This is a genomic window from Bradyrhizobium sp. YCK136 (assembly GCF_044570075.1).
GTDB lineage: Bacteria > Pseudomonadota > Alphaproteobacteria > Rhizobiales > Xanthobacteraceae > Bradyrhizobium > Bradyrhizobium diazoefficiens.
On the sequence record NZ_CP172424.1, the window covers coordinates 9,523,664 to 9,547,781 of the forward strand.

Annotated in this window: 16 protein-coding genes, 1 tRNA gene and 2 pseudogenes; 18 read left to right on the forward strand and 1 reads right to left on the reverse strand. The window is 64.3% G+C overall.

The features are described from left to right. Positions 1–46 precede the first annotated feature (46 nt). Both ACFLEY_RS46055 and ACFLEY_RS46060 read left to right on the forward strand, forming a co-directional pair. Entirely contained in the window at positions 47–1,282 is a 1,236-nt protein-coding gene (locus ACFLEY_RS46055) for an LLM class flavin-dependent oxidoreductase (RefSeq protein ID WP_060909496.1), read from the forward strand. A 142-nt stretch (positions 1,283–1,424) separates the two neighbouring features. Beyond that, positions 1,425–2,801: a cytochrome P450 gene (locus ACFLEY_RS46060; RefSeq protein ID WP_060909497.1), complete on the forward strand. Its 1,377-nt coding sequence runs from the start codon at positions 1,425–1,427 to the stop codon at positions 2,799–2,801. 126 nt (positions 2,802–2,927) lie between these two features. Here ACFLEY_RS46060 and ACFLEY_RS46065 read toward each other — a convergent pair whose 3' ends face one another. Continuing rightward, complete coding sequence (locus tag ACFLEY_RS46065; protein ID WP_060909498.1) at positions 2,928–3,767, reverse strand: SDR family NAD(P)-dependent oxidoreductase; 840 nt, start codon at positions 3,765–3,767, stop codon at positions 2,928–2,930. A gap of 179 nt (positions 3,768–3,946) precedes the next feature. Here ACFLEY_RS46065 and ACFLEY_RS46070 point away from each other — a divergent pair, with 179 nt between their 5' ends. The 16 genes and pseudogenes from ACFLEY_RS46070 to ACFLEY_RS46145 all read left to right on the forward strand — a co-directional run bounded on the left by ACFLEY_RS46070 (position 3,947) and on the right by ACFLEY_RS46145 (position 24,060). Next, the gene (locus ACFLEY_RS46070; protein WP_060909499.1) at positions 3,947–4,918 is read left to right on the forward strand and encodes a sensor histidine kinase; all 972 of its coding nucleotides are present in this window, start codon (positions 3,947–3,949) and stop codon (positions 4,916–4,918) included. A gap of 198 nt (positions 4,919–5,116) precedes the next feature. After that, complete coding sequence (locus ACFLEY_RS46075; RefSeq protein WP_060909500.1) at positions 5,117–6,853, forward strand: bifunctional diguanylate cyclase/phosphodiesterase; 1,737 nt, start codon at positions 5,117–5,119, stop codon at positions 6,851–6,853. 383 nt (positions 6,854–7,236) lie between these two features. Then, on the forward strand, positions 7,237–8,556 hold the full coding sequence (locus tag ACFLEY_RS46080) for a sigma 54-interacting transcriptional regulator (protein WP_309142264.1): 1,320 nt from the start codon (positions 7,237–7,239) through the stop codon (positions 8,554–8,556). Positions 8,557–8,751: 195 nt separating this feature from the next. Continuing rightward, positions 8,752–10,062, forward strand: a complete 1,311-nt coding sequence (locus ACFLEY_RS46085; protein WP_039186767.1) for an MFS transporter — start codon at positions 8,752–8,754, stop codon at positions 10,060–10,062. A 113-nt stretch (positions 10,063–10,175) separates the two neighbouring features. After that, positions 10,176–12,224 carry an acyl CoA:acetate/3-ketoacid CoA transferase gene (locus ACFLEY_RS46090; protein WP_060909501.1) on the forward strand — a complete coding sequence of 683 codons (2,049 nt, stop codon included), beginning with the start codon at positions 10,176–10,178 and terminating at the stop codon, positions 12,222–12,224. A 111-nt stretch (positions 12,225–12,335) separates the two neighbouring features. Beyond that, complete coding sequence (locus ACFLEY_RS46095; RefSeq protein ID WP_028172584.1) at positions 12,336–13,520, forward strand: substrate-binding domain-containing protein; 1,185 nt, start codon at positions 12,336–12,338, stop codon at positions 13,518–13,520. Between the two features lie 178 nt (positions 13,521–13,698). After that, positions 13,699–14,463, forward strand: a complete 765-nt coding sequence (locus ACFLEY_RS46100; RefSeq protein WP_060909502.1) for an ABC transporter ATP-binding protein — start codon at positions 13,699–13,701, stop codon at positions 14,461–14,463. Then, complete coding sequence (locus tag ACFLEY_RS46105) at positions 14,460–15,182, forward strand: ABC transporter ATP-binding protein (RefSeq protein ID WP_011083707.1); 723 nt, start codon at positions 14,460–14,462, stop codon at positions 15,180–15,182. The genes ACFLEY_RS46100 and ACFLEY_RS46105 overlap by 4 nt, the downstream gene beginning before the upstream one ends. After that, the gene (locus tag ACFLEY_RS46110; RefSeq protein ID WP_011083706.1) at positions 15,179–16,189 is read left to right on the forward strand and encodes a branched-chain amino acid ABC transporter permease; all 1,011 of its coding nucleotides are present in this window, start codon (positions 15,179–15,181) and stop codon (positions 16,187–16,189) included. The genes ACFLEY_RS46105 and ACFLEY_RS46110 overlap by 4 nt, the downstream gene beginning before the upstream one ends. Further along, entirely contained in the window at positions 16,186–17,271 is a 1,086-nt protein-coding gene (locus ACFLEY_RS46115) for a branched-chain amino acid ABC transporter permease (protein ID WP_171463731.1), read from the forward strand. Before ACFLEY_RS46110 ends, ACFLEY_RS46115 begins: the two co-directional genes overlap by 4 nt. Before the next feature lie 173 nt (positions 17,272–17,444). Next, entirely contained in the window at positions 17,445–20,555 is a 3,111-nt protein-coding gene (locus ACFLEY_RS46120) for an EAL domain-containing protein (RefSeq protein ID WP_038965178.1), read from the forward strand. 284 nt (positions 20,556–20,839) lie between these two features. Continuing rightward, positions 20,840–20,916, forward strand: a tRNA-Arg gene (locus ACFLEY_RS46125). Between the two features lie 104 nt (positions 20,917–21,020). Beyond that, on the forward strand, positions 21,021–21,518 hold the full coding sequence (locus ACFLEY_RS46130) for a hypothetical protein (RefSeq protein ID WP_129557402.1): 498 nt from the start codon (positions 21,021–21,023) through the stop codon (positions 21,516–21,518). A gap of 59 nt (positions 21,519–21,577) precedes the next feature. After that, positions 21,578–21,859 carry a hypothetical protein gene (locus ACFLEY_RS46135; protein WP_129557403.1) on the forward strand — a complete coding sequence of 94 codons (282 nt, stop codon included), beginning with the start codon at positions 21,578–21,580 and terminating at the stop codon, positions 21,857–21,859. Between the two features lie 19 nt (positions 21,860–21,878). After that, a pseudogene (locus tag ACFLEY_RS46140) lies at positions 21,879–22,941 on the forward strand (IS630 family transposase). Positions 22,942–22,996: 55 nt separating this feature from the next. After that, positions 22,997–24,060, forward strand: a pseudogene (locus ACFLEY_RS46145) (IS630 family transposase). Positions 24,061–24,118: the final 58 nt, after the last annotated feature.

Sequence of the window (24,118 nt, forward strand, 5' to 3'; positions counted from 1 at the left end):
AGCCTCACCATCTCAACAAACAAAAAATCCAGCCGGAGAGAACGCCATGGCGCGCCTGAAGTTCGGAGCCTTCCTTGCCCCGCATCACCCGATCGGGGAGCATCCGATGCTCCAGTTCCGGCGCGACCTCGACCTGGTCGAGCAGCTCGACGCGCTCGGTTATGACGAGTTCTGGTGCGGCGAGCACCATTCCTCCGGCTGGGAGATGATCGCCTCGCCCGAGATGTTTTTGGCCGCGGCCGGCGAGCGCACCAAGCGGATCAGGCTCGGTACCGGCGTGGTGTCGCTGCCCTATCACCATCCCTTCAACGTCGCCCAGCGCATGGTGCAGCTCGATCACATGACCGGCGGCCGCGCCATCTTCGGCTCCGGTCCCGGTGCGCTCGCCTCCGACGCGCACACGCTCGGCATCGACCCGATGACGCAGCGCGACCGCCAGGACGAGGCGATCGGCGTGATCCGCCGCCTGTTCAACGGCGAGCGCGTCACCGCCAGGAGCGACTGGTTCACCATGAACGATGCCGCGCTCCAGCTCCTGCCCTTGCAGGAGGAAATGCCGTTCGTGGTGGCCTCGCAGATCTCGCCCTCCGGCATGACGCTCGCCGGCAAATACGGCATCGGCATCATCTCGCTGGGCTCGATGACGACACAGGGCCTGATGTCGCTCCAGCAGCAATGGCAGTTCGCCGAGGATGCCGCCAGGAAGCACGGCACGACGGTGAACCGCGCCGACTGGCGCGTGCTGCTGACCTGGCACGTCGCCGAGACCCGCGAGCAGGCCCGCCGCGAGGCCGGCGCCGGGCTGATGCGCTGGCACAACGAATATAATGTCGGCACGTTGCAGCGGCCGGGCCTCACCGCGTTCACCTCGCCCGACGATGCCGTGGACAAGACCGCCTTCGTCGAAGGCGCCGCCTCCGTCATCGGCACGCCCGACGACCTCGTGAAAATGATCAAGAACGTGATGCAGGTCTCCGGCGGCGTCGGCGCCGTGATCGGCTTCGTGCACGACTGGGCCAACCCGGAGAACACGCGCCGGAGCTGGGACCTGGTCGCGCGCTATGTCGTGCCGGAGATCAACGGCTATATCGATGGCCTCCGCAAGTCGCAAAAATTCGTGATCGAGAACCGCGCGATCTTCGAACGCGCCGGCCAGGCCGTGATGGCCAAGATCATGGAGAACGAGAAGGCTGCCGAAGCGCTGAAGGTCACCGGACCCGGCCGCGTCGCCATTCCCGCCGTCAACGCCCCGGATCTGCAGAAGGAAGCGGCGAAGCGGTAGGGCTCGTTGGCGTTACACGTGTAACCACGATCTCAAGCAAGCGATATCGGCCTGTGCTATGCTGCCCCGGTCAGCTGGCGCAGGCCGCAATAAAGTTGCGGTCGCGCGATGTCCGTTCGGTCAGCCAACCGGAGCACTCGTCATGTCGATGCAGAATGTGGCCGCCCCTGCGCTTCAGTTTACCGCCCCCAGGCGTAACGAGCTGACGCACATCCCGGGCGACGAGGGCTGGCCGGTCATCGGCAAGACCTTCCAGGTGCTGGCCGACCCCAAGGGGCATATCGAGGCGAACGGCGCCAAATACGGCCCGGTCTACCGCACCCATGTTTTCGGCGAGACCAATGTCGTGCTGCTCGGACCCGAAGCCAACGAGCTCGTGATGTTCGACCAGCAAAAACTGTTCTCGTCGACGCACGGCTGGAACAAGGTGCTCGGCCTGCTGTTTCCGCGCGGATTGATGCTGCTCGATTTCGACGAGCACCGGCTGCACCGCAAGGCGCTGTCGGTCGCGTTCAAGTCCGGACCGATGAAATCCTATCTCAGCGATCTCGACCGCGGCATTTCCGCGCGCGTCGCGCAGTGGAAGGCCAAGCCCGGCGAGATGCAGCTCTATCCGGCGATGAAGCAGCTCACGCTCGATCTCGCCGCCGCGTCCTTTCTCGGCGCCGATATCGGGCCGGAGGTCGACGAGATCAACCGCGCCTTCGTCGACATGGTCGCGGCCGCCGTCGCGCCGATCCGCCGTCCCCTGCCCGGCACGCAGATGGCGCGCGGTGTCGCGGGCCGCAAGCGCATCGTCGCCTATTTTCGCCAGCAGATTCCGCTCCGCCGCGGCAATCACGGCGGCGATGATCTGTTCTCGCAGCTCTGCCGGGCCACCCATGAGGACGGTGCGCTGCTGTCGGAGCAGGACATCATCGACCACATGAGCTTTTTGATGATGGCGGCGCACGACACGCTGACCTCGTCGCTCACCTCCTTCATCGGCGAGCTCGCCGCAAACCCGGACTGGCAGGACAGGCTGCGCGCCGAGGTTCTGGCACTCGGGCTCGCTCCTGATGCACCCAGCAGCTTCGACGATCTCGAGAAGATGCCGCTGTCCGAAATGGCATTCAAGGAAGCGCTGCGGATCAAGCCGCCGGTGCCGTCGATGCCGCGCCGCGCGATGCGCGACTGCACCTTCAAGGGTTTCAGGATTCCCGCCGGCACAGCCGTCGGCGTCAATCCGCTCTATACGCATCACATGAAGGACATCTGGCCGGAGCCGGACCGCTTCGATCCGCTGCGCTTCACCGAGGAGGCCCAGCGCAACCGCCACCGCTTCGCCTGGGTGCCGTTCGGCGGCGGCGCGCATATGTGCCTCGGCCTGCACTTCGCCTACATGCAGGCCAAATGCTTTGCCCGGCACTTCCTGCAGAACATCGAGGTGTCGCTGGAGCCGGGCTACAAGCCGGACTGGCAGATGTGGCCGATCCCGAAGCCGCGGGACGGGTTGAAGGTGCGGGTGAAGGCGGTGTGAATTGGTACGCCGTCATTCCGGGGCGCACGAAGTGCGAGCTATGGTGCGCAATTGCGCACCTGAGAATCTCGAGATTCCGGGTTCGATGCTTCGCATCGCCCCGGAATGACGACAGAAAATCCCTCGCTACGCCCCCTGATCGAACGCCTTGCGTAGCGCCACGTACCCCTGCTGCTGCTGGCTCCAGTTGCGGCCGCCGGTGATGGCGCCGTCGATGACGAGGTCGTGGCCGTTGATGAAGCTGGATTCGTCGCTCGCCAGGAACACCGCGGCATGGGCGATGTCGTCGGGAATGCCGGCGCGCGGGATCGGCTGGGCGGTCTTGTAGACTTCGCGCATCACCGCCGGCGTCTTCTCCGCGGCGTCGGTCGCCAGCCCAAGCGCCTTGCCGAAAATGCCGGTCGCGATCGCGCCGGGCGAGATCGAGTTGACGCGGACGTTGGATTCGCCGAGCTCCATCGCCACGCATTTGGTGAGATGGATCACCGCCGCCTTGGCCGCGCCGTAAACCACCGACGAGGAGAAGCCGGCGAGCCGGCCAGCGATGCTGCCATTGTTGATGATGCTGCCGGACCCCTGCTTCTTCATGTAGGGCGCGGCGTGCTTCATGCCGAGCATGACGCTGCGCACCAGCGTCGCCATCGCCGCGTCGAAGCGCTCGACCTCGAGGCCCTCAATGCCGCCGGTCTGCGCCGGCCCGCCGGCATTGTTGAACAGGCAATCGATCCGGCCGAATTTGTCTACCGCGAGCGCGATCAGCGCCTGCATCTGCGCTTCGACCGTCACATCGGTCTGGCGGAAGATGCAATTGGCCCCGAGCTGCTTCGCCAGCGCCTCGCCTTCCGGTATGCGCCGCCCCGCGATCACAATTTTGGCACCTTCGGCAACGAAGACTTCAGCGGTCCGTAATCCGATCCCGCTCGTCGCACCCGTAATCACCGCGACCTTTCCGTCCAGCCTGCCCATGGAATGTCCCTGTTTTCGAACCTCTTGACGCCAAATGGCGGATACCGATCGACGACGGCGCCGCGACAGTCGGCACCGCGACGGTCACTATTCCTGCCGGCTCCCGACAAGGCAAGCTTTGCTTGCGCTGGCGAGATGCGTAACATTCGCAACGAACGCACCTCGCAACCGGGCGGCGCATGGAGAAGCTGATCGACGAATTCCGCAAGGGCTGGCAGGGCGCGGCACCTCCGTCGCTCGGCTTGAGCATTGCCTTTGCGGTGGCCTGCCTGCTCGTTGCGACGCTGGCGCGCTGGGGCCTCGCGCAAGTGCGGCCCGACGTCTACTTCACCCCGTACTTTCCGGCCGTGTTCTTTGCCGCCGCGTTCGGAGGCTTCCGGATCGGCATCGTGACGGCGATCGTCGGCGGCGTGCTCGGCGTCGTCGTGAATTTCAGCGACGCGCTTGCCGATCGCGCGCGTTTTGCCCTGCTGGCGCACTACTGGGCCGTGAGCGCGCTGACCATCTGGGGCGTCGAGCACTATCGCACCATGCTGGCGGAGCAGCGCCGGATCTCCAAGCGCCTGATCGAGGAAGAAGACTATCGCAAGCTGCTGGTCGACGAGCTCCAGCACCGGCTGAAGAACAAGCTCTCGACAGTGCACGCCGTGATTCACCAGGTGCTGCATGACCAGCCGCAGGTCTGGGCCCGGGTCGATCCGCGGCTGCGATCGCTGGCCGCAACCGACGATCTGATCTCGCGGATCGACAAGGCCGGCTGCGACATCCGCGATCTCCTGATCTCGGAGCTCGGCCCCTACGGCCACGTCCGCTTCACCCTCAACGGCGACCGGCTGTTCCTGCCGGCGAAGCTCGCGGTCACGCTGTCATTGATGTTTCACGAGCTCGCCACCAATGCAGGCAAATACGGCGCATTCTCTGCGCCGCGCGGTCTGCTGCAGGTGTCGTGGACCGTCAGCGACGATCGCCTGACCATCACCTGGGACGAGACCGAGGGGCCAACCGTGGACAAGGTGTCCGAGCCTGGCTTCGGCACCAAGCTGCTGAAATCGGCGCTTTCCGCCTTCGATGGCAGGACCGAGATCTCGTATCTGAAGACCGGGCTGCATTGCATCATGCAATGCCGCATCCCCCAAGGCGAAAGCCGCTAAAGCGAAAGCAGACCCGCGCGCTCCGCTCGCGATTTCGCTGGGCGCATTGACCCTCTGTTAATGACGATCGGCGCGCGTGCCGCATCGCCGCAAGACACCACCGTATTTCTCCGGACCCCTTAACCGAACTTAAGAGGGAACCACGCAAGATCGCGCCCATTGCAAAGGCGCGCTGAAACAACAAGATTCATGACTTCTATGAACGACAACAGATATTCCGGCGCGAGCGAAGCCGAACTCGGATTCCTCAAGGAAATCGTTAGAATGCTGCCGGCCGGCCTGACCGTTCAGGACCCCCATGGCGAGCTTCTGCTGGTTAACGATGCCGCAGCGGCGCAGCTCGGCATGGACGGCAGCCGTCCCTCGCCCGATCTGACGCCGCGCCAGGAAGCCTGCCGCCGGGCGCTGAGCGCCGGCCAGGCGGTCGTCACCGAGGAAGCCCTGCACGACGGCGCGGCGCGCCAGGTGCTGCTCACGACCCATCGCCCCGTTCGCCTCGCCGGACGCGAGCTCCTGATCTCCGCCTCCTCCGACATCACCGAGCAGAAGAATTTCGAGGACCAGCTGTTCCGCTCGGCCTATTTCGACGAGCTGACCGGCCTGCCGTCGCGGCGCGTGATCGAGCACCGCGCCAACAACCTGCTCGCGCGCGATGGCGGCGGCGAGCGCTTCGCGCTCGCCTTTCTCGACGTCGACAATTTCAAGCACATCAACGACTATTACGGCCACGCCGTCGGCGACGCGCTGCTGGTCGAGCTCGCGAAGCGGCTCGGGCGCGACCTGCGCGATTCCGACATGCTGTCGCGCATCTCGGGCGACGAATTCCTGCTGCTGCTCTCCCCGATCCAGGGCCAGGAGGAAGTCGCCGAATTCATGCAAGCGACGCTGGAGCGGCTGACCGCGCCGTTCTTCATCGACCATTCGGAGGTCTTCGCCTCGACCTCGGTCGGCATCAGCATCTATCCCGATCACGGAAGCAGCTTCGAGATGCTGCGTCAGAACGCCGACATCGCGATGTACCGCATCAAGAACGACGGCAAGGGATCGGCCGCCTTCTTCGACGCCAGCATGGAGCGCGAGGCGCTGGCGCGCACCAAGATCGAGCAGTCGCTGCGGCTCGCCATCCTGGAGAAGCGCTTCTGCTGCGCGTTCCAGTCCAAGGTCGACATCCGCACGCAGGCCGTGAAGGGCATCGAGGCCCTGGTGCGGCTGCGCGACGACGAAGGCGTGATCCAGGCGCCGGGCTCGTTCATCAACCTTGCCGGCGAGCTCGGACTGATCGACGAGCTGACCCATCTCGTGCTCGCCGAGATCGTCAAGTCGATCGACCTGATCAACGACACGTTCGGCGCGGACGCCTCCATCAGCATCAACGTCGCCGCCAGGCAGGCCGGCAATCCCGAGTTCATGCGCAGCTTCGCGCAGGCGCTGGACAACACCGGCTTTCCCCAACGCTTCATGATCGAGCTGACGGAAGAGGCCTTCGTCGCCAAAAGCCATTTCCAGTCGGAAATCCTGCCGATGTTCCGCAAGCTCGGCGTCGGCATCTCGATCGACGATTTCGGCACCGGTTATTCCTCGCTCTCGGCGCTCGCCGACATCACGGCCGACGAGATCAAGATCGACCGCTCCTTCATCACCGACATCCATAAGCGGCCGCGCAGCCAGGGCATCCTGCGCGCGATCGAATCCTTGAGCGAAGCGCTCGGCATGACCGTGATCGCCGAGGGCCTCGAATCCTACGAGGAGCTCGCCTACCTCCAGGCCGCGACCAAGATCCGCTACGCGCAGGGCTATTATTTCTCGCGGCCGATCTTCCTGGAGGAGCTGAAGCTCGCAACACCCGTCGCCAGCGAGTCCCGCGCCAGCGTGGCCAGCCGCCCGATGCAGCAGAACCGACAGGGCTATTCGCGGGCGGGCGGGTATCGGCGGTAGGGCGACAGCGGCGCAACAAACACCGCCGTCGTCCTGGCGAAAGCCAGGACCCATTACCCCAGGCGGGTGCCGTGGCGCGGGATGGTGACCACGAGTCTTCGCCAAACAGCTTCCTGGGGTAATGGGTCCTGGATCGGCGCTCGCTTTGCTCGCTTGTCCAGGACGACGACCGAGAATGGGTCGCGAAGCCAGCGCCAATTCTCCCCTTTGAAATTGCTGCCCTTTTGGTAATAAACAGGCGGGCTTCCCGCGAGGCACGCCATGTCCGGTCCCTCTTCCGTCGTCAGCGATCCCGCCTATATCCGCGCACGCGCCATGGAGACGCTGTTCGAGCGGCTGGAGCATCTGTGCGAGGGCGCCATCGCGATCGATGCAGCGGACGCGTGGTGTATGTCAACGAAAAATACGTCACTGCGATGGGCCTCTCGCACGAATCCGAGGCGCTCGGCCGCCCGATCGAGGAGGTCATCCCCAACAGCCTGATGCGCAGGGTCGTGGAAACGGGCGAACCGATCATCCTCGACATCATGGAGCTCGGCGGCGAGCAACTCGTCGTGACCCGCATGCCGATCGAGGACGAGAAGGGGAATATCATCGGCGCGATCGGCTTCGTGCTTTACGACCGCCTCGAGGGCCTGAAGCCACTGCTCGGTCGCGTCGCCCAGCTCGAGAACGATTTGCGGCTGGCGCGGCGGCAATTGTCGCATGCGCGCGCCGCCCGGTTCACTTTCGACGACTATGTCGGTGCAACCGCCGGCATCGCACAGGCCAAGGAACTTGCAGCGCGCGCAGCGCGCCAGAGTGTCACCGTTCTCCTCACCGGGGAGACCGGCACCGGCAAGGAGATGCTGGCGCAGGCCATCCACAACGCCTCCGCCCGCGCCGAAAGGCCGTTCGTCAGCGTCAACGTCGCGGCGATCCCGGATACGCTGATCGAATCGGAGTTCTTCGGCGCCGCGCCGGGCGCCTATACCGGCGCGGACCGCAAGGGTCGCGACGGCAAATTCCGGATCGCCGACGGGGGCACGCTGTTTCTCGACGAGATCGGCGAGATGCCGCTGCAATTGCAGGCCAAGCTGCTGCGCGTGCTGCAGGAGCGCGAGATCGAGCCACTCGGCTCCGACAAGGTCACCAGGGTCGACGTGCGCGTGATTGCGGCCACCAATGTCGACCTGCACAAGCGGGTCAGCGAGGGGACATTCCGGGCGGATCTCTACTACCGGCTGAACGTGCTCTCGATCGAGCTGCCGCCCCTGCGCCACTGCCTGGACGACCTGCCCGAGATCTGCGGACGGCTGCTCGAAGACATCAGCGCATCCGGCGACTACCTCAATGCCAGGATCACGCCCAGCGGTCTGGCTGCGCTTGCGCGCTATGGCTGGCCCGGCAATGTCCGCGAACTGCGCAACATCCTGGAACGCGCGCTGATCCTGAGCGATTCGGGACGCCTCACCAGCGACGACTTCGATCGCATTCTCCCCGTCGGCGCGGAGACGGTGCCCACGGCACCATCGCGGCCGGCCGGCCTCGTCCTGCCCTATGCGGAAGCCGAGGCCGAGTTCGAGAAGCACACGCTGGAACAGGCGCTCGCCGCCAGCAACGGCCAGATCTCGGAGGCCGCCAAGATGCTCCAGATCTCGCGCGCGACCTTCTACAAGAAGCTCGCCAAGTTCGGCCTCGCCTCGGGAGCCGCATCCGTCTGAGTTGCGAGACATCGCGTGTCCGGAGTCTCGGACTCCAGACACGGCGCGTTGCCGCTCTGTCCCGGGGCGGGCGCTGAAACTGCTGGGTTTTCAGCCATTTTGCGCAAACCTGCGGCATCTGGCGCGGAGCTTGCTCTTCGCCCTGCACAATGACGCATGCTGCACATGCGCATTCGCAACTAGGGAGGACGCAAGATGAGTGAAGCGATCTCAGTCCATCAGCTTGAGGCGAGACAGCCCTCGCACGTGACCGTCGCCACCGCGAGCCTGATCGGCACGGCCATCGAGTGGTACGACTTCTTCCTTTACGGCACCGCCGCGGCGCTGATCTTCAACAAGCTGTTCTTCCCGACCTTCGACCCCATGATGGGAACGCTGCTGGCGTTCGCGACCTACGCGCTCGGCTTCATCGCGCGTCCGCTCGGCGGCGTCGTGTTCGGCCACTACGGCGACAAGATCGGCCGCAAGACCATGCTCTATCTGACCCTGCTGATCATGGGCGCGGCGACCGCGGCGATCGGCTTCCTGCCGACCTACGAGACCGCCGGCATCTGGGCCGCGGTCCTGCTGGTGACCTGCCGGCTGATCCAGGGCTTTGGCCTCGGCGGCGAATGGGGCGGCGCGGTGCTGATGGCGGTCGAGCATGCGCCCGCGGACAAGAAGGGATTCTACGGCAGCTGGCCGCAACTCGGGGCGCCGCTCGGCCTCGTGCTCGGCACGCTGGTGTTCTCGGTGGTGTCCGCGATGCTGACCGACGCACAGCTTCTTTCCTGGGGCTGGCGCATCCCGTTCCTGTTCTCGATCGCGCTGGTGCTGGTGGGCCTGTGGATTCGCTTCACCATCGCGGAATCGCCGGAGTTCCAGAAGGTCAAGGACACCAAGCAAGAGGTCAAGATGCCGATCCTCGAGGCGATCCGGATGTATCCCAAGAACATCCTGCTCGCGATGGGCGCGCGCTTTGCCGAAAACGGCTTCTTCTACATCTACGCGACCTTCGTGCTCGCCTATGCGACGCAATCGCTCGGCATGAACAAGCAGGACATGCTCAACGGCGTGCTGATCGGCGCGGCGATCGAGACCTTCACCATTCCCGCCTTCGGCGCGCTCTCCGACCGGCTCGGGCGGCGGCCGATCTACATCTTCGGCGCGGTGTTCTCGGCGCTGATGTCGTTCCCGCTGTTCATGCTGCTTTCGACCAAGAACCCGCAATATGCCTGGATCGCGATCGTGCTCGGCCTCGCCGTCGGTCACGCCGCGATGTACGGCCCGCAGGCGAGCTTCCTGTCGGAGCTGTTCGGCACCAAGGTGCGCTATAGCGGCGTCTCGCTCGGCTACAACCTCGCCTCGATCTTCGCCGGCGCATTGTCGCCGCTGATCGCGACGGGATTGATGACGGCGTACGCGCCGGCGACCTGGCCGATCTCGCTCTACATGATCGCGCTGGCGATCATCACCGTCGTGTCGGTCTATTTCGCCACCGAAACACGCAAGATAGTGCAGTCCTGAACGTCCTGACGATACCTCTTGTCGCGAGGAGCAGCCTGTTCCGGGCCTGCTCCCCGCGCTAGGATCGACGCACAGCAACGACGGCATACCGTCCAGGGATCGGGAGGAACGCCGTGAGCCATCATCCAGCTCTGCCCTATCTGCGCAATTCCGAGAAAGGCAAGGTCGTCACGGCGGCCGAAGCGGTCATGCTGATCCGCGACGGCGACACCGTCGCGACCGGCGGTTTCGTCGGCATCGGCTTTGCCGAGGAGATCGCGATCGCACTGGAGGAGCTCTATCTCTCACACGAGGGCGATGCGCCCTACACGCAGGGCAAGCCGCGCAATCTGACGCTCGTCTACGCGGCCGGCCAGGGCGACGGCAAGCATCGCGGCCTCAATCATTTCGCGCATGAAGGCCTGGTCCGGCGCGTGATCGGCGGGCACTGGGGCCTTGCCCCGAAGCTCCAGCAGCTTGCGATCGCCAATCAGATCGAGGCCTATAACCTGCCGCAGGGCGTCATCACGCATCTGTTCCGCGACATCGCCGCGCGCCGGCCCGGCCACATCACCCGCGTCGGCATGGGCACCTTCGTCGACCCCCGCAATGGCGGCGGCAAGCTGAATGCGCGCACCACCGAGGACATGGTGGAGCTGATCAAGATCGGCGGCGAAGAATGCCTGCTCTACAGGACGTTTCCGATTCAAGTCGGGATCATCCGCGCCACGACGGGCGATCCCGACGGCAATCTCACCATGGAGAAGGAGGCGCTGACGCTGGAGGCGCTCGCGATCGCCATGGCGGCGCATAATTCCGGCGGCATCGTCATCGCCCAGGTCGAGCGCGTTGCCGAGAGCGGCAGCCTCAATCCGCGCCAGGTCAAGATTCCCGGCATCCTCGTCGATTGCGTCGTCGTGGCGAGACCTGAGAACCACTGGCAGACCTTCGGCACGCAATACAATGCGGCCTTCTCGAGCGAGATCCGGGTCCGCGCCGCCTCCCTGCCCGTGATGCCGGTCAGCGAGCGCAAGATCATCGCCCGGCGCGCCGCGCTCGAGCTCAAGGCCAACAGCGTGGTCAATCTCGGCATCGGCATGCCCGAAGGGATCGCTTCGGTCGCAAATGAAGAGCGGATCATCGATCTCATCACGCTGACGGCGGAGCCCGGCGTGATCGGCGGCATCCCGGCGAGCGGGATCGATTTCGGCGCGGCGATCAACACCCAGGCGGTGATCGATCAGCCGTATCAATTCGACTTCTACGACGGTGGCGGCCTGGATGCCGCCTTCCTCGGGCTCGCCCAGGTCGACCGCGCCGGCAACCTCAACGTCAGCAAGTTCGGGCCGAAGCTCGCGGGCGCCGGCGGCTTCATCAACATCAGCCAGAACGCCAAGGAGGTCGTCTTCGTCGGCACGTTCGGCGCCGGCAAGCAGCGCATTGCGGTGAACGACGGAAAGCTCGCCATCCTCGACGAGGCGAGGTCTCGTAAATTCGTCGACAGCGTCGAGCACGTCACCTTCAGCGGTCCCTTCGCGGCGGCGCGGGGGCAGCGCGTGCTCTATGTCACCGAGCGCTGCGTCTTCGCGTTGCGGCCCGACGGGCTCGAACTCATGGAAATAGCGCCCGGCATCGACATCGAGCGCGACATCCTGCGCCTGATGGATTTCAAGCCATTGATCCCGCGCGACCCTATCCTGATGGACACCCGCATCTTCCGCGACGGCCCCATGGACCTGCGCGAGCGACTGCTGACCATTCCGCTCGACCAGCGCTTCACGCTCGACGAGCAGCAGAACCTGTTCTTCGTCAACCTGGAACGCTATCCGCTGCGCAGTAAGGCCGAGATCGATGCGATCGCGGCCCTCGTCGAGGCGAAGCTCGCCCCGCTCGGCCGCCGGGTCTACGCCATCGTCAACTACGACAACTTCTCGATCCTGCCGGAGCTGATGGACGACTATTCGGCCATGGTGCGCAGCCTCGTCGACCGCTTCTATTCCGGCGTGTCGCGCTACACCACGTCCGGCTTCCTGCGCATCAAGCTCGGCGAAGCCCTGGAGAAGCGCGGCGTCGCGCCGCACATCTTCGAGAGCGCGGAAGAGGCACAGTCGGACTGGCGGCAGATCGAGTCTGCCGGCAGCCCCGCCGCATCAGGCGACACGCGCGTGACACGGCAGGCCTAAAAATGATGCATGCTCATGTGCCGGCGCAGTCCGCCGGAAGGATGAATTGCAATGTTCGTAACGTTGTGCAACTCGCTGTTACCGAGAAACTTTGAATCAGGAGGGACCATCGTGCGTCGATCACTCATCATAACAACAACCATCCTCGCCCTCGCCGCGGGCACCTCCGCACGGGCCGACGACCTCAAGGTCGCGCTGATCTACGGCAAGACCGGTCCGCTCGAGGCCTACGCCAAGCAGACCGAGACCGGCCTGCAGATGGGTTTTGAGTACGCCACCAAGGGCACCATGACGCTCGACGGCCGCAAGATCGTCGTCATCACCAAGGACGACCAGGGCAAGCCCGATCTCTCCAAGGCAGCGCTCGCGGAAGCCTATCAGGACGACAAGGCTGATATCGCGATCGGCACGACATCGTCGGCCGCAGCGCTTGCCATTCTCCCGGTCGCCGAGGAGAACAAGAAGATCTTGATCGTCGAGCCGGCGGTCGCGGACCAGATTACCGGCGAGAAGTGGAATCGCTACATCTTCCGCACCGCGCGCAACTCCTCGCAGGACGCGATCTCGAATGCGGTCGCGATCGGCAAGCAGGGCGTCACCGTCGCAACGCTGGCGCAGGACTATGCCTTCGGCCGCGACGGCGTCGCCGCCTTCAAGGAGGCGCTTGCCAAGACCGGCGCGACGCTCGCCGCCGAAGAATATGCCCCGACCTCGACCACCGACTTCACCGCGGTCGGCCAGCGCCTGTTCGACGCGCTGAAGGACAAGCCGGGCCGCAAGGTGATCTGGGTGATCTGGGCCGGCGCCGGCAATCCGCTGGCCAAGCTCCAGGACATGGATCCGAAGCGCTACGGCATCGAGCTCTCCACCGGTGGCAACATCCTGCCGGCGCTCGCCGCCTACAAGGGCCTGCCCGGCATGGAAGGCGCCACCTATTACTTCTACGAGATCCCGAAGAACCCGGTGAACGACTGGCTGGTCGCCGAGCACCAGAAGCGCTTCAACGCGCCGCCGGACTTCTTCACCGCGGGCGGCTTCGCCGCCGCGATGTCCGTCGTCGCCGCCGTCACCAAGGCGAAGTCGACCGACACCGAGAAGCTGATCACCGCGATGGAAGGCCTGGAGTTCGACACGCCGAAGGGCAAGATGGTGTTCCGGAAAGACGACCATCAGGCGCTCCAGAGCATGTATCACTTCAAGGTCAAGGTCGATCCGAACGTCGCCTGGGCCGTGCTCGAGCCGGTGCGCGAGCTGAAGATCGAGGACATGGACGTTCCCGTCCGCAACAAGCGCTGAGCTTTCTTGCTTCACCTCCCCCGCTTGCGGGGGAGGCCGGGTGGGGGCTCTTCTCGCTCGGGGGTTCTCGATTGCTGAGACACCCTCTCCCCAACCCTCCCCCGCAAGCGGGGGAGGGAGCGCAGCGTGATCGCGGATACATCTCCATTTTATTCGCCAAACTCGGTCGAAACATCGAATGACGCTCTCTCTCGAAACCCGCGACCTCACCATCCGCTTCGGCGGCCACGTCGCGGTCAACAACGTCTCCTGCACGTTCCGCCCCGGCGAGCTCACCGCCATCGTCGGGCCGAACGGCGCCGGCAAGACCACCTATTTCAACCTGATCTCGGGCCAGCTACGCGCATCGAGTGGCAGCATCCTGTTCAACGGCACCGACATCACCCAGCATTCCGCGCCGCTGCGCACCCGCGCGGGCCTCGGACGCGCCTTCCAGCTCACCAACCTGTTTCCGAACCTCACCGTGGAAGAGAACGTCCGCCTCGCGGTACAGGCGGCGAACGGCACCCATTACGACATGCTGCGGCCGTGGATGGTCCGCCGCGACCTGATCGCGCGCGCCGACGCCATCCTGGACCAGGTCGCGCTCGGTGGCCGCCGCGGCGTCGCCGCGACCGCGCTGTCGCATGGCGACCAGCGCAAGCTGGAGGTGGCGCTGATGATCGCGCTGGAGCCGAAGGTGTTCATGTTCGACGAGCCGACCGCCGGCATGAGCATCGACGAGGTGCCTGTGGTGCTCAACCTGATCGCGCAGCTCAAGCAGGACAGGAGCAAGATCATTCTGCTGGTCGAGCACAAGATGGACGTGGTGCGCTCGCTGGCCGACCGCATCATCGTGCTGCATAACGGCCAGCTCGTCGCCGACGGCGTACCTGCCGAAGTGATCGCCTCGCCGATCGTGCAGGAGGCCTATCTCGGCATCGCACCGAAGAGCGCCGCATGACCGAGCTGTTGAAACTCTCCGGCGTGCACACCCATATCGGCCGCTATCACATCCTCCAGGGCATCGATCTCGTCGTCCCGCAAGGACAGACCACGATGCTGCTCGGCCGCAACGGCGCCGGCAAGACCACGACGCTGCGCACCATCATGGGCCTGTGGCAGGCCTCGAAGGGCGAGATCAGCCTCGCCGGGATGCGCATCGAGAGCCGCGCCACGCCCGACATCGCCCGGCTCGGCGTCGGCTACGTGCCCGAAAGCATGGCGGTGTTCTCCGATCTCACGGTGAAGGAGAACCTCGTGCTGGCGGCCCGCGACGGGCCGCTCGACGACGCCCAGCTCGACTGGATCTTCGGCTTCTTCCCGGCGTTGCGCCGGTTCTGGCTGTCGCGCGCGGGAAGTCTCTCGGGCGGACAGAAGCAGATGTTGTCGATCGCGCGCGCCATTATCGAGCCACGAAAGCTGCTGCTGATCGACGAGCCGACCAAGGGGCTGGCGCCCGCCATCGTCATGGCGCTGATCGAGTGCCTGAAGGAGATCAAGCGCAAGGGCGCCACCATTCTCCTGGTCGAGCAGAACTTCTTTGCCGCGCGCGAGCTCGGCGACAACGTGCTGGTCATGGACAACGGCACCATCGTTCATCGCGGCGAGATGGCGGCGCTCGCCGCCGACGTGCCGCTGCAGGAGCGGCTGCTCGGCCTGAGCCTGGAGGCGCATCAGTGACAGAACTTGCCGCAAACGATCCGCTGCCGAAGCCGAAGCGCGACATCGCGCCGATCCTGCTGCCGATCGCGCTCGCCCTCCTGGTGATCCCGCTGGTCGGCTCGCCCAGCACCTGGCTGACGCTGACCGCCGCGAGCCTCGCCATGGGCATGATGATCTTCATCATGGCCTCCGGGCTGACGCTGGTGTTCGGCCTGATGGACGTGCTCAATTTCGGTCATGGCGCCTTCATCGCCGTCGGCGCCTATGTCGCAACCCTGGTGCTGGCACCGTTTGCGGCGTCCATTCAGGCCGATTCGCTCTGGATGAACCTCGCGGTGCTGGCGCCGGCTGCGCTGCTGTCGATGGCGGTGTCCGGCGCGCTCGGCCTGGTCGTCGAGCGCGTGCTGATCCTGCCGGTCTACGGCCAGCATCTGAAGCAGATCCTGATGACGACCGGCGGCCTGATCGTCGCCGAGCAGACGCTCTATGCGCTGTGGGGGCCGCAGATCATCCCGATGCCGCTGCCCACCTCGCTGCGCGGCTCCTTCATCCTCGGCGACGTCGCGATCGCCAAATACCGCGTGCTGGCGACGCTGATCGGCCTTGCCGTCTTCATCGCGATCCAGCTCGTGCTCAACCGCACCAAGCTCGGCCTGCTGATCCGCGCCGGGGTCGAGAACCGCGAGATGGTCGAGGCGCTCGGCTATCGCATCCGCCGCCTGTTCCTCGGCGTGTTCATGACGGGCTCCGCGCTCGCAGGCCTCGGCGGGGTGATGTGGGCGCTCTATCGCGAGCAGGTCCACGCCTCCATGAGCGACGACCTCACCGTGCTGATCTTCATCGTCGTCATCATCGGCGGGCTCGGGTCGATCGGCGGCTGCTTCATCGGCGCGATCCTGGTGGCGATGGTCGCCAATTACGGCGGCTTCCTGGTGCCGAAACTCGCCCTCGTCTCCAACATCCTGCTGATGGTCGCCATTCTGATGTGGCGGCCGCGCGGCCTCTATGCGGTGACCAGCCGATGATGATCCTCTCAGGCGATCCGCCGCGCAGCCGCGTTCTCACGCTCGTCCTCGTCCTCATCATCCTGGCGCTTGCGGCGACGCCGTTCCTGTTTCCCGGTGCCAAGGCGCTGAACGTTGCGGCCAAGATCTGCGTCTTCGCCGCGCTGGTCGCCTCCTACGACCTGCTGCTCGGCTATACCGGCTCGGTGTCGTTCGCCCACACCATGTTCTACGGCATCGGCAGCTACGCGATCGCGATCGCGCTGTACGGGATGGGTCCGAACTGGGCCGCGGTCGCAACCGGCATCGTCGTCGGCCTGCCGCTGGCGGCCCTGCTCGCGCTCGCGATCGGACTGTTTTCGCTGCGGGTCGCAGCGATCTTCTTTGCCATGATCACGCTGGCGGTCGCCTCCGCCTTCCAGGTGCTGGCCTCGCAGCTGTCCTGGCTGACCGGCGGCGAGGATGGCCGCAGCTTCCAGCTGCCCGAACTGCTGCGCCCCGGCACGGTGCTGATCTCCAGAAACCTGTTCGGCTTCGAGGTCAACGGCCGCATTCTCACCTATTACCTCGTGCTCGCCATCTCGGCCCTGATGATCCTCGCATTGCTGCGCGTGGTGAACTCGCCGTTCGGCCGTGTGCTGCAGGCGATCCGCGAGAACCGTTTTCGCGCCGAGGCGCTCGGCTTCCGCACCGTGTTCCACCTGACCTACGCCAACTGCCTCGCGGCCCTCGTCGCCGCCAGCGCCGGCATCCTGAACGCATTGTGGCTGCGCTACGCCGGCCCTGACACCTCGCTCAGCTTCTCGATCATGCTCGACATCCTGCTGATGGTGGTGATCGGCGGCATGGGCACGATCTACGGCGCGATCATCGGCGCCACCATCTTCATCCTCGCGCAGAACTATCTCCAGTCGCTGATGGGCGTCGCCTCCAAGGCGGCGTCGGAAGCCGGCTTGCCGCTGCTGCCGGGACTTCTGCATCCCGACCGCTGGCTGCTGTGGCTCGGGCTGCTGTTCATTGCCAGCGTCTATTTCTTCCCGACCGGCGTGGTCGGACGGCTGCGCAGTGGCGGCGGTGACAAGAGCGCGGGCGCCTCGCATTAAGCTGCCGTTAGTGATGCAGCGCAGCGATTGTTACGCGCATCGCGCAACCGCGGAGCGATTCCCGCCCAGCTGCATGCGGCCTGGCCGTGCAACCGCATTAATGCTCAGGTAACCGGCTTTCCTAAGGTTTGGGCCATTTGTGCGGTGTATTCATGTTCCTCCAGGGAGGGGGAATGCGCCAGGTCTTTTCCACGGTGGCAGCCGGAATGTCCTTAGCCGCAAAGAACGGCTGGGCGGCCTTGGCGCGGCGTGGTCCTGTCCTGTGGCTGACCCTGTGCGGCGTGTTGCTGGTCGCGGGGATCTTCGCCGTGACCGCCATGGCCGTCGGCGAATTCCGCGAGCGAACCCTCACCAACCGCGAGCGCGAGCTGGAAAACACAGTGCAGCTGATCGCGCGGCATTTCGATCAGCAATTCGAGGATTCCGACGTCGTCGCCGCCGATCTGATCGGGCAGATGAACCTGCCGGGCATCGCCTCGCCCGGGATGTTCCGCGAGCGCATGTACGGACCTGCCACAAACCAGATGCTGCGCAGCAAGGTCAGCTCGGTCTCCTATCTCGGAGACATCGCGATCTACGATGCCGACGGCGAACTGATCAACTGGTCGCGGGCCCAGCCGTTGCCGAAGATCAACATCTCCTCGCGCGCCTACTTCCAGACCTTCAAATCGGACCCGATGGCCGAACCGGTGCTGCTGGAGTCCGTCCGCAGCTTCATCATCGGCAAATGGACCACGGTCGTCGCACGCCGGCTGAGCCTGCCGGACGGCACCTTCGTCGGTGCGATGGTCCGGCGGATCGATCCGGACAGCTACCAGAACTATTTCGCATCCGTGGCGCTCGCCGAAGGCACGGCGATCTCGCTGTTCGATCGCGAAGGCAAGATGCTGGCGCGCTATCCGCATGTCGAGGAGCTGATCGGCAGGAGCTTCAAGACCGCGCCGCTGATGCACAAGGTGCTGACCGAGGGCGGCCATCAAACGCTTCGCGTCAGGAGCCCGGTCGACGGCGAGGAGCGGCTTGGCTCAGCCGCGTCGCTGAACCATTTCCCGCTGGTCATCGTTGCCACCAACACCACGGCGGCGGCGCTTGCCGACTGGCGGCAGCAGACCGGCTTCATGGTCACGACGGCCGCGCTTTCGGCCGTGGTGATCGCGCTGATCCTCTTTCTGATCATCCGCCAGATCAACCGGCAGAACCGCGAAGCCCAGGAGGGAATCGAAGCGGAGCGGCTGCGGCTCGACACGGCCTTGAACAACATGTCGCAAGGGCTGATCCTGTACGACGCCGCCGGATACATCGTCACCTGCAACCGCCGCTACGCCGACATGTTCGGCCTCTCCCACGACGTCATCAAGCCCGGCTGTCACATCCGCGAGGCGATGTACCATCGCAAGGAACGTGACGCGTTCGACGGCGACGTCGAGGAATTTTGCGACGACGTCATGAGGACCGTCGCCGAAGGCACGGTCTCCACGAGAACCCATCAGATCGCCAACGGCCGCGCCTTCCAGGTCATCAACACCCCGCTCGCGCAGGGCGGATGGGTCGCCACGATCGAAGACATCACCGAGCGCCGCAACCTGGAACAGGAGCGCGATCGCAACCACACCTTCCTGCGCGAGATCATCGACCATATTCCCTCGCGCATCACCGTGAAGGACGCCCACACGCGGCGCTACCTCCTGGCCAACGAGGTGGCCGAGGAGCAACTCGTCACCGCCCCCGAGACGATCGTCGGCAAGACCGCGTTCGACCTTTATCCGACGGACGCCGCCGAGATCATCACCCGGGACGACGACAAGCTGCTGCAATCGCCGGACGGACTATTTCTGGATGAGCACATCTGGAGCACCCCGACCATCGGACGGCGCTACATCACCTCGACCCGGATCGGCATTCGCGACAAGTCCGGCGAGCCGCGCTACATCATCAATGTTGTCGAGGACGTCACCGAGCGGCGGCGCGCCCACGAGAAGATCGCGCATATGGCGCACTACGATGCGTTGACCGACCTGCCGAATCGTACGTTGTTCCGCGAGCAGATCGAACGCGAGCTGGCGAAGGTCGCCGACGGCGGGCAGTTCGCGCTGCTCTACATCGACGTCGACGAATTCAAGGGCATCAACGATTCGCTCGGCCATCACGTCGGCGACGAGCTGTTGAAGGCGATCGCCACCCGCCTCCGTGGCTGCCTCAAGAAGAGCGACCTGATCGCGCGGCTCGGCGGCGACGAGTTCGCGGTGATCCAGACCGGAATCCAGTCCCGTGCCGACGTGCTGTCCTTCGTGACGCGGATTTACGAGGCGATCCGGCAGCCCTATCACTGTCTCGGCCACCAGCTCTCCACCGACGCCAGCATCGGCATCGCGCTGGCGCCGCAGGACGGCAACGATCTCGACCAACTCATCAAGAACGCCGACCTCGCGATGTACGGCGCCAAGGCCGAGGGACGCCGCACCCACCGCTTCTTCGAGCCGGAAATGGACGCGTGCGCCAAGGCGCGCCTGACCATGGAGCAGGATCTGCGTCAGGCCCTGGTGAACGGCGGCTTCGAGATCCACTATCAGCCGCTGGTCGATCTGCGCTCGGGCGAGGTCTCCGGCTGCGAGGCGCTGCTGCGCTGGCGCCATCCCGAACGCGGCGGAATCTCGCCGGCGGAGTTCATTCCGATCGCCGAGGATACCGGCCTGATCAACGAGCTCGGCGACTGGGTGCTGCGCATGGCCTGCAACGAAGCCGCGACCTGGCCGGCGCATGTGCGGGTTGCGGTCAACGTCTCGCCGGTGCAGCTCAAATGCGACACGCTGGCGCTCAGGATCGCCGGCGCGCTCGCCGCCTCCGGACTCGATCCGCGCCGGCTCGAGCTCGAAATCACCGAGGCCGTGCTGATCCGCGACGACGAGGCGGCGCTCGCGATCCTGCACCAGCTTCGCGCGATCGGCGTGCGGATCGCGCTCGACGATTTCGGCACGGGCTACTCCTCGTTGAGCTATCTGAAGCGCTTCCCGTTCGACAAGATCAAGATCGACCGCTGCTTCGTCGCCGACATCGCGGAGACGAGCGGCGCGCCCGTGATCGTGCAGGCGGTGGTGAACATCGCCGCCGCGAGCCACATGACCACGGTCGCCGAGGGCGTCGAGACCGAGGCCCAGCGCGAGCTGCTGCGCGCGCTCGGCTGCACCGAGATGCAGGGCTATCTGTTCAGCGCGCCGAAGCCCGCCAGCGAGGTGCGAAAGCTGTTCGGCCCGAGCCACGCCGTTCCGGTGGCGGCGGTGGCCTGAGATGGCGAGATCCGCATCGCCGTCATGGCCTTGCGGATCGCCCATAGCGCCAGGAAGCCGGCGACCACGTCACACTCAGCGTCGGCGTCGCCAGCCACATTCCCGGCGAGGCCGACGGCACCCCCGACCGGCTGCTGGGCCTGGCCGACCAGGCGCTTTATGCGGCAATACGGCTTGGCTGCGACAGCCTGCCGGTTCCTGGCCGCATTGCCCGCAAATCAACGTGGCCGAACACGGCGGAAGCGGTTGCCCACCCCTCGCCAATCGGCTAAATGAGGCCCACTGCACCCGTAGCTCAGCTGGATAGAGCGTTGCCCTCCGAAGGCAAAGGTCACACGTTCGAATCGTGTCGGGTGCGCCAGCGTTTCTCTTGATCTACCAACGTTTTAGAGCGTTGGTGGTAGCTCCTCAAAAGCTCCTCGAACCGGCCGGTCACAAGCTGGTCACACGAGAGGAGCTTTTTGCATGGCAAGCCTACGGTTCAGAAACGGCAAGTGGCAGGTCCAAGTACGGCGCTACGGACACGCGCCACAAGCCAAGTCGTTCCAATCCAAGTCTGACGCACAACGCTGGGCACGGCAGACCGAAGCCGAACTAGACCGGACGTTGATCCCTAACGACGTGCGATCGCTCAATACGATCACTGTTGCGCAACTTCTCACGCGTTATCGCGACAATGTCACGAGCGAGAAGCGCGGCATCGTCCCGGAGCGAAAACGGATCGAAGTGTTCCTTCGTCACCGATGGAGCGCACTGCCACTTGCAAGGATCGATGCAGCTACCTTTAGCCGTTATCGCGACACGCGCTTGAAGCAGGTGCAGCCAGGCACGGTAATACGGGAGCTGGGGTTGCTGCGCTCCGTCTTTGAGATGGCACGCCGCGAATGGGGCTACACTGCATTCCAAAATCCACTTGCCGGCGCTCGCACCCCGCAGCGATCGCCTCTCGCATCAGTTGATTGAACTGGTATTATCAACTCATCTATCTTTAGTGACGTCATTTTGTGAAGGCCAGAAGCCCCATGCCGGATACACCATTTCGCTGGAAACGTTTCTGGTTTCCCACGGGAAGTCAGGTCTCATTGATGGACGGATACCTGCCGGATTCGGAAAGCCGGATGGGTCCATACCTTGATGCAAGGGGCGTAGAGCTGCACGCTTTGGCCGAAGTCCCGTGTCTCATCCTGCTTGGGATACCGGGCATGGGCAAGACAAGCGAGCTAGAAGCGGCGGCAGATACTGCAAAGCAGGCTGACGAGCTTGTCGACTTTATTACCCTAGTACCCACTTTTCTTGGAACGTGAGTCGTGATTCAAGGTCGGGATGATACCCGAAGCAAGAGAAGTCCACCTTTCGAGGAAAGATCGCAAGGTGCTTGAGGCGTGCTGTCGCTCACCGGTGACGTTGCAGCGCGATTTGAAGCGGGCGCGGATAGTTCTGTTGGCGGCGGATGGGCGCAGCACCCGGTCGATCGCCAAGGAAGTTGGGGTCCAGCCGCGGATTGTCAGCCTTTGGCGGCATCGCTATGCCGACCATGGCCTTGAAGGGCTGCAAGACAAGCCGCGGCCTGGCAAGCAGCCGATCTATACGAAGACGACCGACAAGCGGATTCTGAAGCTGCTGGATAAGCCGCCACCGCAAGGGTTTGCGCGCTGGACCGGCCCCCTGCTGGCCGAGGCGCTGGGCGATGTCGATGTCCAATATGTCTGGCGGTTCCTGCGCAGCCACAAGATTGACCTGGTGGCTCGCAAGTCCTGGTGCGAGAGCAACGACCCGAACTTTACGGCCAAAGCCGCCGATGTTGTCGGCCTCTATGTCGCGCCGCCGGCGAAGGCCATTGTGCTGTGCGTGGACGAGAAGCCCTCGATCCAGGCTTTGGAGCGAGCGCAGGGTTATCTGAAGTTGCCCAATGGCCGCGCCTTGACCGGCCAAAGCCACGATTACAAGCGGCATGGCACCACAACATTGTTTGCGGCGCTCGAAGTCGCCACCGGAAAGATCATCGCGACCCATTCAAAACGCCGTCGCCGCGTCGAGTTTCTCGATTTCATGGACAGCCTCACCGCGGCCTTTCCGAACCGCCAGCTTCACGTCATCCTCGACAACCTCAACACCCACAAGAAGAACGAGGACTGGCTTAAGGCCCACCCCAACGTGCAATTTCATTTCACGCCGACAAGTGCGTCCTGGCTCAATCAGGTCGAGGTATGGTTTTCGATCCTGCAGGGGCAGTCGCTTAGCGGCATCTCCTTTACAGCCTCAAGCAGCTTCAGGAACACATCGACGCCTACGTCAACGCGTACAACGACAAAGCCGAGCCCTTCGTCTGGACCAAGAAAAAGGTCCGTCACGCCGCTTCAAAGGCCGCCGTATCACTCAGCTCTGATTCCGGGTACTAGTACCCACTTTTCTTGGAACGTGAGTCGTGATTCAAGGTCGGGATGATACCCGAAGCAAGAGAAGTCCACCTTTCGAGGAAAGATCGCAACTATGTCGCGCCGCCGGCGAAGGCCATGCTTGAGGCGTGCTGTCGCTCACCGGTGACGTTGCAGCGCGATTTGAAGCGGGCGCGGATAGTTCTGTTGGCGGCGGATGGGCGCAGCACCCGGTCGATCGCCAAGGAAGTTGGGGTCCAGCCGCGGATTGTCAGCCTTTGGCGGCATCGCTATGCCGACCATGGCCTTGAAGGGCTGCAAGACAAGCCGCGGCCTGGCAAGCAGCCGATCTATACGAAGACGACCGACAAGCGGATTCTGAAGCTGCTGGATAAGCCGCCACCGCAAGGGTTTGCGCGCTGGACCGGCCCCCTGCTGGCCGAGGCGCTGGGCGATGTCGATGTCCAATATGTCTGGCGGTTCCTGCGCAGCCACAAGATTGACCTGGTGGCTCGCAAGTCCTGGTGCGAGAGCAACGACCCGAACTTTACGGCCAAAGCCGCCGATGTTGTCGGCCTATTGTGCTGTGCGTGGACGAGAAGCCCTCGATCCAGGCTTTGGAGCGAGCGCAGGGTTATCTGAAGTTGCCCAATGGCCGCGCCTTGACCGGCCAAAGCCACGATTACAAGCGGCATGGCACCACAACATTGTTTGCGGCGCTCGAAGTCGCCACCGGAAAGATCATCGCGACCCATTCAAAACGCCGGCGCCGCGTCGAGTTTCTCGATTTCATGAACAGCGTCACCGCGGCTTTTCCGAACCGCAAGCTTCACGTCATCCTCGACAACCTCAACACCCATAAAAAGAACGAGGACTGGCTCAAGGCCCACCCCAACGTGCAATTTCATTTCACGCCGACAAGTGCGTCATGGCTCAATCAGGTCGAAGTATGGTTTTCCATCTTGCAGGGGCAGTCGCTCAGCGGCACCTCCTTCACGAGCCTCAAGCAGCTTCAGGAACACATCGATGCCTACGTCAACGCATACAACGACAGAGCCGAGCCCTTCGTCTGGACCAAGAAAAAGGTCCGTCAACGCCGTTTCAAAGGCCGCCGTATCACTCAGCTCTGATTCCGGGTACTAGCTCGACTTACCGGCCCCTCAGAGCTTCAATCTAGGCTGATCGGAA

What these genes read in the sequence shown, in the direction of transcription:
- ACFLEY_RS46055 (WP_060909496.1), top strand. Translation starts at nt 47, where the DNA reads ATGGCGCGCCTGAAGTTCGGAGCCTTCCTTGCCCCGCATCACCCGATC.
- ACFLEY_RS46060 (WP_060909497.1), top strand. Translation starts at nt 1,425, where the DNA reads ATGTCGATGCAGAATGTGGCCGCCCCTGCGCTTCAGTTTACCGCCCCC.
- ACFLEY_RS46065 (WP_060909498.1), bottom strand. Translation starts at nt 3,767, where the DNA reads ATGGGCAGGCTGGACGGAAAGGTCGCGGTGATTACGGGTGCGACGAGC.
- ACFLEY_RS46070 (WP_060909499.1), top strand. Translation starts at nt 3,947, where the DNA reads ATGGAGAAGCTGATCGACGAATTCCGCAAGGGCTGGCAGGGCGCGGCA.
- ACFLEY_RS46075 (WP_060909500.1), top strand. Translation starts at nt 5,117, where the DNA reads ATGAACGACAACAGATATTCCGGCGCGAGCGAAGCCGAACTCGGATTC.
- ACFLEY_RS46085 (WP_039186767.1), top strand. Translation starts at nt 8,752, where the DNA reads ATGAGTGAAGCGATCTCAGTCCATCAGCTTGAGGCGAGACAGCCCTCG.
- ACFLEY_RS46100 (WP_060909502.1), top strand. Translation starts at nt 13,699, where the DNA reads ATGACGCTCTCTCTCGAAACCCGCGACCTCACCATCCGCTTCGGCGGC.
- ACFLEY_RS46105 (WP_011083707.1), top strand. Translation starts at nt 14,460, where the DNA reads ATGACCGAGCTGTTGAAACTCTCCGGCGTGCACACCCATATCGGCCGC.
- ACFLEY_RS46115 (WP_171463731.1), top strand. Translation starts at nt 16,186, where the DNA reads ATGATGATCCTCTCAGGCGATCCGCCGCGCAGCCGCGTTCTCACGCTC.
- ACFLEY_RS46120 (WP_038965178.1), top strand. Translation starts at nt 17,445, where the DNA reads ATGCGCCAGGTCTTTTCCACGGTGGCAGCCGGAATGTCCTTAGCCGCA.
- ACFLEY_RS46130 (WP_129557402.1), top strand. Translation starts at nt 21,021, where the DNA reads ATGGCAAGCCTACGGTTCAGAAACGGCAAGTGGCAGGTCCAAGTACGG.
- ACFLEY_RS46135 (WP_129557403.1), top strand. Translation starts at nt 21,578, where the DNA reads ATGCCGGATACACCATTTCGCTGGAAACGTTTCTGGTTTCCCACGGGA.